This window comes from Chryseobacterium sp. FH2, from assembly GCF_001045455.1.
In the GTDB taxonomy this organism is placed as follows: Bacteria; Bacteroidota; Bacteroidia; order Flavobacteriales; family Weeksellaceae; genus Chryseobacterium.
On the sequence record NZ_LFNE01000024.1, the window covers coordinates 1 to 9,214 of the forward strand.

General features: G+C 33.6%; 8 protein-coding genes. 6 read left to right on the forward strand and 2 right to left on the reverse strand.

The annotated features are described in order from the left end of the window. The 5 genes from ACM39_RS18635 to ACM39_RS18655 all read left to right on the forward strand — a co-directional run. The coding region (locus ACM39_RS18635; protein WP_082140654.1) for a type VI secretion system Vgr family protein at nt 1-1,419 on the forward strand (1,419 nt) is incomplete at its 5' end. A gap of 4 nt (nt 1,420-1,423) precedes the next feature. Further along, the gene (locus ACM39_RS18640; protein ID WP_048512563.1) at nt 1,424-3,241 is read left to right on the forward strand and encodes a hypothetical protein; all 1,818 of its coding nucleotides are present in this window, start codon (nt 1,424-1,426) and stop codon (nt 3,239-3,241) included. A gap of 5 nt (nt 3,242-3,246) precedes the next feature. After that, on the forward strand, nt 3,247-3,657 hold the full coding sequence (locus ACM39_RS18645; protein ID WP_048512564.1) for a hypothetical protein: 411 nt from the start codon (nt 3,247-3,249) through the stop codon (nt 3,655-3,657). Between the two features lie 132 nt (nt 3,658-3,789). Next, nucleotides 3,790-4,191 carry a hypothetical protein gene (locus ACM39_RS18650; RefSeq protein WP_048512565.1) on the forward strand — a complete coding sequence of 134 codons (402 nt, stop codon included), beginning with the start codon at nt 3,790-3,792 and terminating at the stop codon, nt 4,189-4,191. Between the two features lie 270 nt (nt 4,192-4,461). Further along, nucleotides 4,462-4,731, forward strand: coding sequence for a hypothetical protein (locus tag ACM39_RS18655; protein ID WP_131701501.1), 270 nt, complete (start codon nt 4,462-4,464; stop codon nt 4,729-4,731). Nucleotides 4,732-4,983: 252 nt separating this feature from the next. Here ACM39_RS18655 and ACM39_RS18660 read toward each other — a convergent pair whose 3' ends face one another. Both ACM39_RS18660 and ACM39_RS18665 read right to left on the reverse strand, forming a co-directional pair. Continuing rightward, nucleotides 4,984-5,322, reverse strand: coding sequence for a hypothetical protein (locus tag ACM39_RS18660; RefSeq protein WP_048512567.1), 339 nt, complete (start codon nt 5,320-5,322; stop codon nt 4,984-4,986). Nucleotides 5,323-5,421: 99 nt separating this feature from the next. Further along, nucleotides 5,422-6,828 (reverse strand): hypothetical protein, encoded by a 1,407-nt coding sequence (locus ACM39_RS18665; RefSeq protein ID WP_048512568.1) that lies wholly within the window; start codon nt 6,826-6,828, stop codon nt 5,422-5,424. A 323-nt stretch (nt 6,829-7,151) separates the two neighbouring features. Here ACM39_RS18665 and ACM39_RS18670 point away from each other — a divergent pair, with 323 nt between their 5' ends. After that, on the forward strand, nt 7,152-8,699 hold the full coding sequence (locus tag ACM39_RS18670; RefSeq protein WP_048512569.1) for a helix-turn-helix domain-containing protein: 1,548 nt from the start codon (nt 7,152-7,154) through the stop codon (nt 8,697-8,699). The last annotated feature ends 515 nt before the right edge of the window (nt 8,700-9,214 follow it).

Sequence of the window (9,214 nt, forward strand, 5' to 3'; positions counted from 1 at the left end):
CCCCGGGAAGCGAAAATAAAAACAGATATTCCCAATACCCGGCACAGCCTCCCCTACACCGTCCAGTATAAAGAATCTGATTACCAGTTTATCAGAAGGATGGCAATCCGGCACGGAGAGTTTTTCTATTACACCGGCCGGCAGCTCACTTTCGGAACAGGAGTGCAGCCAATTATCAGGCTCGGACAGGGTATTGATTTAAAGGACATTGATTTTGAAATGAAAATAGGCGCGCAGGATTTCAAATACATTGGTTATGATGCCCAAAGCGGTTCAAAAATAGAGAAAGACAGCAGCAGCATTCAGTCAGAATTCAAGGAAAGCCTTTTCCAGAGTATTGCCGTGAATGATTCAAAGAAGATATTCAGTAAGAAACCCAACATGCACTTTAACCATACGGGTATCAGCCCGGTTTCGGGAAAAGAGCTGGAAGAAGCCGTACGCCTGGAAAAAGAGCGAAGGGAACACCTGGTGCAGGTACGCGGCAAAAGTGACAACCCCGAACTGAAAATCGGCGGAAGAGCTGAACTCACAGACATCAATGTCAAACCGATGGAAACCTTCCGTATTATAGAAATCCGTCATTATCACAGCGGTATCCAATATTACAACGAATTTGTGGGTATCCCCGATTATTTTAATGCAGCCCATTATATTGACACCGAAGCCGTCCCGAAGGGCGAAGAGCAGCCGGCAAGGGTAACGGACAACAATGACCCTATGGGAATGGGAAGAGTGAGGGTACAATTCCCGTGGCAGGAAGACAAAAACCAAATGACACCGTGGATACGGTTGATACAACCCCACTCCGGAGCAGGTAAAGGGTTTCATTTCATTCCTGAAATGGGTGAGGAGGTTCTCGTGGGTTTTGAAGCAGGAAATGCGGAGAAACCTTTTGTGATGGGAACGCATTATAATGGCTCAGAAACAAGCGGATATGGAACTTCTGATAACAAAATAAAAGCAATCCATACACGAAGCGGACATATTTTGAAGTTCACGGAAGATGAAAGCATTATTTTGACCGACAAAAGCGGAAACGAAATGATTTTTGACACAGTAGGAAGTAACATTACTGTTACTGCTCCCGAAACAATGACGTTTAACTGTAAGAATATGAATATTAATGTTGGGGAAAATATGACGACAAGTGTTGGTATGAATAAATCAGACAGCATTGGAATGAACCATACTGAAAGTGTGGGGATGCTTAAAAATCTTTCTGTAGGAATAGATTTTATGACCAATGTTGTGGGAAAAGTAGTCGAGTTTATCCAAGGGAATAAGGAAAGTAAGATAGAAAAAGACAAACAAACTACCATTAACGGAAAAGGTTCTACCCAATCAACTGAAAATCATGAATTCCATTCGCCAAAAGAAATACAACATAATTCGGGGGAAAAATCTAAAAGTCATTAAATATATGAGTAAAGAAACTTATATCGGTGGAGATTTGATAGAAGAGATAGGAGGAAGCTATAAGATCTATGCTACAGAAGGTTACGAAATATCTTCAAGCAAAGAAGTCATTTTTAATGCCAAGGATGGAATTATTTATGGTACAAATCAAGAAGCACCATTTATAGAATTTGATACAGGCATAGATTTATATATAGAATTTGAACCTTTGCCAAGTTACGATGGAGAATTCGGATTTGACTGGCTGAAAGTAAATAGTTCTGATTCCCCACTAAAAGTACAAACAGACGACATTGCGAATTTAGAGTTTGTTTATGATAGCATGAAACAGGAATATAGTTCTGTAAGTGCTACACCCAATTTAAAAAATGAAATAAAAAAGGAATACAAGCAATTTCCTTTAAAAGTTCCTTATTATATTCCGTGGTTAAGTTTAATGCAAATAGGTCAGGAAATAAAACTTAATATGGTTTGTAAACCTATCAACTCCGGGGAGGACATAACCAAAGGAGAAGTTTCATTTGGAAAAAACGAGTTTTATGAAGTTATTATTGATGGTCAGAAAAATGAAAATATAAAATATACGCCAGACGGAAATCCCAAAGAGATTACCATAAAATGTATAAAACCTTCTAAGGATATTGAAATTGCAGCAGTAGATAAGAATGGGAAAGAAATAGGTAAAATTAAGGTAATAGATAATACCAAAATGTTTGAATTACCTGTCAGGCTTGTTTGTGTTGTAAAAGATACAGCAAATAAAGAGACGGAAATTGCACAGCTTATCTCAGGCTTTAAAAGTGAAAAGATAGAAGACTATTTAAACAAAAACTCTCTTAATCAGGCATTGATAAAAACAACCGTAGAAACAGACAGCAAATACCGCATTGCGTTTGACGAAACGGCTTGGAGCGGAACGTTTTATGATAAATCAGGAAATTATTTTACCAACAGAAAAGACCCATCTGGCGGAAAAGTATCTTATATGGATGATGATGGAGAGGAAGTAAAAGACGCAGAATATGAGCATATCCTGGATAAGTTTTTAAGAGATTATAAAACAGCTTTTGAAGGTGATGGTAAAAAGTTTAAAGGAATACTTTTGTTTATTACCAATATCAATAAAGATACTAATGATAAGGAAGGAGGTGTAAGTAGAACCAAGCCTGTCAATTTTAGAGAAGCCATAGTTTTTGCTTCTAATTTAAAAGATAAATCTACTTATGCACACGAAATTGCGCATGCATTAGGATTAGAACATACTTTTTGGAAAGATGTTGATGGTCCTACTTATGACCCAACTGAATTGACAAAAAATGAGGAACATTTGAATGAACTTAAACAAAATATTGAAGACAACAAAAAAAATAAAAAAGAATATGAAGATGCAATCAAACACAATGAAAATAACATAAAAATCGAACAAAATAATATTAAAATTTATCAAAATAATATTAAAATCCTCAATGATAAATTAAAACAATATTCAGAGTATTACAGTAAAACTCCTCAAGAAAAAGGAAAGATAAATACTCAAATTAAAGAACAAAATGATGGTATTAAAAAGAGCAATGATAAAATTACCGAAACAAAATCCACTAATGAAAAAATAAGAGGATATATTAAAAAGAATGAAAAGAATGAAAAAGACTTTAAAGATAATTTAAATGTTTACAAAAGCAATAAATATAAATTCGTTAAGAAAGCAACTGTCAATATAATGGATTACTCATCTAGGGTAAATATTTATACTCAATGGCAGTGCAAAATAATGCAAGATGATATTAAAAATTATTATGGTAATATGATTGATAATAAATAATAGAAATGAAAATAATTATATACTTACTTTTAATTTGCTCATTTACTTATGCTTGTGCACAACAAAAAATAGAAAAGCCTCCAAGATATAAATTGATAAAACCTAAAAAATCTTTACCAAACCAAAAAGGAGGTCATCTTATTTTAAATTTAGGTGAATTAAAGGAAAATGCAGACAACTTATATTGCTTTTATCTTGATGGTAAATGCAAAGTCATTGATGGGGAAATTAAACTCTATAGTCCCCAAATAGCTAGAGGAGACAATGCAAGTGTAACTGAACGTCTCTATGCAGAAGGAGAATTTTTAGAAGGAAAATTTCAAGGGATTTGGAAATACTATGATGAAAGTAGAAAAGTCATAAAAAAAGAAAAATGGGATAATGGAAGGTTGATTTACAGGAAAGAATATAAATAAAGTTTAAGAAAAATCAACTTTAAATATTATGAACTATTCTACTAATACAAATATTTATACCCAATGGCAATGGAAGATAATGCAAAATGATGTGAAAACTTATTATGGCTCTGTAACTGAAAATAAATAAATATGAAATTAATCATCTATATAACTTTAACTTTAGGATTTACTTTTTCTTGTGCACAGCAAAAATTTGAAAAACCGCCTAAATCGGGGGAAAGTAAAATAGATAAAATTAAAGATGCTTTACCTACTTATATACTAAAATTAAATGAATTAAAAAAAAACAATGACAGTTTATATTGTATAAATAATAATCTAAAATGCAGAATAATTGATGGAGATGTAGTCATTTTTACTGATACAGATTTTTCTAATGAATCTGGTAAAGCATATAGTTTATATGTTGAAGGATCTATTAAGAAAGGGAAATATAATGATATCTGGAAATACTATGATAAGAATGGAAAAGTTATCAAAAAAGAAAAATGGGATAATGGGAAGTTGGTTTACAGTAAAGAGTATAAATAAGATTTAGAGAAATCTACATTCAATATTATGAACTATTCTTCCAAAGTGAATGTTTTTACTCAATGGCAATGGAACATTATGCAAAATGATGTAAAATCCTATTACGGAATTGTAACTGAAAATAAATAAAATGAAATACTTTATAATCTTATTCATACTTTTTTTTATAAACTCTTGTGCACAGCAAAAAATAGAAAAACCACAAAATTCCCCCCAAAACAAGGAATTAAAAAAGCTAAAAAACTACTAAGATTATTTAATTATATAAAATTGGAAGATTTAAAAAAGAATAAAGATAGTTTATACTGTTGGAAAATAGATTGTGAGTGTAATATACTTGATGGAAAAACAGCACTTTTTACCTACTATCAAACTACAGGAGATGATAATCCTACTCTTGTTCCTTATACCTATGCAGAAGGTGAATTTTTAGAAGGAAAGTATCAAGGGATTTGGAAATATTATGATAAAAATAGAAAAGTTATCAAAAAAGAAAAATGGGATAATGGGAAGTTGGTTTACAGTAAAGAGTATAAATAAGATTTAGAGAAATCTACATTCAATATTACGGATTATTCATCGAAAGTAAATATTTTCACTCAATGGCAATGGAACATTATGCAAAATGATGTAAAATCATATTATGGAATTGTAACTGAAAATAAATAAAATGAAATACTTTATAATCTTATTCATACTTTTCCACAAAGTGTCTAAGAAAACAAAAAATTCATAATACAGCTTAAAAAAGATTAGTCTACTACAGGCTAATCTTTTTTTAGGGTTTATATTCTATACCAAAAACATCTTCTTCCATTTGGCAACAGTATTTCTGCTGAGCTTAAAATAATTTGCCAACTGACTATTATTTAATTTGTGTTTTTTCTGATAAGCTAAAATTTGTAAAATATCTATTTTGTCGTAGGAACGATGCTTTTGGTTAAACACTTCTGCTTCTTTATCTGCTAATCCGAATATTTTTTGATTGAGCTCAATAATATCTATTGCGGATAAATTCTTTTTACTTAATAATGATTTACAATTGTGTTCTTTTTCAGGATACTTTTCCTTAAGAATATCTGAATAAATACGTTTATAATCCGGTTTTACTTCTTGTATTTGTCTATCCATTTGTATAAGGTTGTTTTAGGTTCTAAGCTTTTCGCACCGCTATGAGCGATTCCTAAAATCCACGACTTCTCTATAGAACCATTTTTGCAAAACTAAAATTTACGGCTTTACATACAGTACATTAGAACCATTTACTTTGTATAGGCCACCGCTGGGCAGTGCTGTATCAGTCACGCCTGCATCTTCAGTTGTATAACTTGGAAGTCCTGTCACAATTACCGGAGTAATATCTGATATACCTTTTATCACATGCAGCTTAGCTTTTGGGGCTGCTCCGGCATTTATACCCAAGTTTCCATCTTCAGATATCAACGCCTGTGTTTTATTTGATGTTTTAAATTCCAGATTGGTAAGGTAAGTAGTTCCATTTCCTTTGTATAAGCTGGTGATACCTGTTCCCATAGGAGTAGAAAAGCCGGTAGAAAGATAGCCTATAAACCCTAATCCCCCCAAGCTGTCACCATTTTGCAGAGCGACTGGTGCTGCTGCCGATCCTCTTGCCCTCATTACCTGAAGTGAAGGAGTGCTTCCGGTGCTGGAAAAAGTTTTAATTCTAACGTCGTCTTTTTCATCACTGCCACCATCATTTTCAATGACTAACATCTCAGTTGGCGCTTTGGTTCCGATTCCTATTTTGCCTTTGAAGTAACTCGGGATATTGGCATTGTTGTAGAAAGCCCATTTCCCATTGGTAGCATTAATTCTATTCTCCATAGACTCGTGAACATAGAAAGAATAGGCATTATCCACATATTGGGTTTGAGCTGGAGCTTCTATAGTGGTTTGAGAAGTGTAAGCATAATAGCTTCCAACCTTGCCGGCTGTACTTGCGGTAAGGGCTGATAAATATGCCGTTACATTGGGCTGTTTCAACGGAACATTACCAATAAGCACAGTGCTTCTGTTCCCATAAATATTATCTGAATATCCGGTACCTCTCATCCACACTTCACCATTGATTCCTGTAGCATTATCTACTGTTCCGTTACTTATATCAACGGAAGCTTTTGATCCAACTAATCTGTCATTAAACGCAGAGCCGTTCTTTTCCACCCTGCTCGATGAACCAATTGCATAGCTGCCGGCAGAAAATCCAAACTCTGAGGGTAACCCGACATAAGCATTTGTTCCTGACATTATAAAGCTTCCGCCTAAATTTGAGGTAGGGATAAGTCTTGTTGCAAAAGTAGCCAACCTGTTTCCGTCAGATCCAATAAATCTGCCACTCGAAGCATTTGTGGTTATGGTATCAATAACATAAAGTCTTTCCCAATTTGCAGTAGAACCGATACTTCTTCTGCCTCCTATACTTACCCGTCCGTCAGTACCGACCACCATATCCATATTCCCGTTGGCATTGGTAATTTTAAATTCATCAGGAGCAGCAATTCCTGTTGTATGCGCTACATGCAATGTAGCTTGTGGTGTTTCGGTATTAATACCAACTTGAGCTGTTGCTATTGTTGATACAAACAATAATGCTAAACTTAATAAACTTTTTTTCATTGTTTTAACTAATTTGATTAATTATTTTATCTTGATTTAAAACCATGCTCACAGACATATGGGAGGTTTGTAATAAAATCTACAGATACATTTGTGTTTAAAAATCTTTTCAATTATAATGGGATGCTTCCATCATTGCTTTTCTGACTACAAAATGACATAAATAAAATGATGCTTACAAGCCATATATATGCGGTATTCCGTAATTATTCTACATAATTCCGAATCATGTAAGTCTGATTTTATAGAATTTATCCTTTAATTCTTTTTCAGGGTACTCAAAAAATGAACTTTACTCTATCTTTGTAATCATTCGACCAATTATGAAATTGCAGTACCTTTTGATTTTATTTTCTGTCCTGGCTTTTCCTTTAAAATTTAAAGGACAGATTCCTGATTCATATCAGAAAAAATTAGAACGGCATCTGGCAGAAATAAAAACTCATCCTCAAGCAGCACAGAAAGAATTATTGGCTCTCATTGACCAGGCAGAAAAGAAAAAGCTTCATCTTGTAAGTATCCGGGCTTACGAAGGCATTGCCTATCATTATTCTGCTACAGGTGATACTCAAAATACACTGAAATATGCTAAGAACGCTGCTGAGCTGGCAGAAAAATACGGATATAAATCTGAAACTGCCGCTATGCTCGGATTGGTTGGGCAACAATATGGATTGGTTGGGCTGAATGACCTTGCTAAAGAAAATATTCAAAAAGGAATAAATGCTGTCAGAAAACCTGCTGGCGATATAGAAAAAACACATTTAGGGAATTTGTACTCTTACCTGATGTATGTAAAGGAAAACAGTAAAGACAGCATACAGATTTATCTTGATTATGCAAAGAAAGCTTTATCTGCCTATCTGGAAATAAAGAATAAGGGAAACAGGGATAAATACAGCGTAGTAGGATATGGAAACCTTGGAATGTGTTACAGAGAGGCTGGTAAAAAAGATTCTGCTTTATGGACTTTTGATAAATTACTGGCTATTAATAAAGGAAAAAATGCATATATGGCAGGAAATGCCTTCTTAAACAAAGGACAGCTTTTCCTGGAAATTAACCAACTGGATTCCGCAGAAATTTCCCTTCAAAAAGCAGAAAAATTATTTTCCGGAAATAATTTCCTTAACGAGGAAAAAGACCTTTACTCTGCGTTTATCACACTATACCAGGCTAAAAATGATAAAAATAAACTGAAAGAATATAAGTCGGCATATCTGGAACTGGAAAATCAACAGCAAAAATCAAGACTTGATACCGCTACCGAATTATTGAAGAACGAAAACAAAGAAAAAAAATCGATTACTTCCTATTTTTATAAAGCAGTTATCGGGCTGGGTATTGTTATAATAGCACTGCTCATTATAGTGACCATGCAAAGAAAAAAGCATCTGAGAGAAAGAGCTGCTTTTGAGGCATTCCGAAAAAACAGGGCTTCAGAGGAAAAATATTCCGGTGAAACTGAAACAACAGAAAATGCAGAGGAACCGAAAAGCGAGAACCTCAGTGAGGAAACCGAAATCAGGCTGCTAAAAGGACTGGAAACGTTTGAAAAAGAATGCCGTTACAATGAAAGAGGAATTACACTCGGAAAAATAGCTACCCAGCTTAATACCAACACCAAATATCTTTCTCTAGTCATCAAAAAGCATAAATCTGATAATTTCAGCAGATATATTAATACACTACGCATCAATTATATGGTGGACAAAATAGAAAACGCTCCGGAATACAGGAAATACAAAGTCAGTTATTTGGCTGAAGAAACCGGTTTCTCCTCAGCCAATGCTTTTTCAAAAGTTTTTAAAGATATCACCGGGGTTTCACCATCTTCATATATTACCTTGCTGGAAAAGGAAAATCAGTGATGAAAAACAAATCAGAAAGTCCTCTTCTAATTTTACAAGGTACTCAGTTAACCGAAATTTTATAAAAAAAATCACATAAATAAAAAAGCATTCTTATAATTTCTCTTGTTTTCCAATGGTTGAAAATAAATTCAAAAAAAGAATACTCATTGAGAAGAGTACTAGTGATATAGACAAAATTCCGTAGCCAATCTAAAGATGTTCTAAAATTCGGAACACCAATATTTTAATTTTATAATTTTTTGTACTTTCGGTACAATAAAAATACAACAATGAAACGAAATTTTTTTCTATTGATAAGTAGACTTTGCTTATCACAAAACATCAATTTTACACGGATAAACGGAGTTAACCAGATTGAACAACAGGCTGAGTCTGACGAAAACCAATATTACTCTTAAAGTTATGGAGAAAATTTTAAGTGGAATAAAAGGAGAACGTTTTCCGATTATCAATAATGAGCCAGAAAAATATGGTGTTATATTTAATGAAAATGCAGATGTTGCATCTGTAAA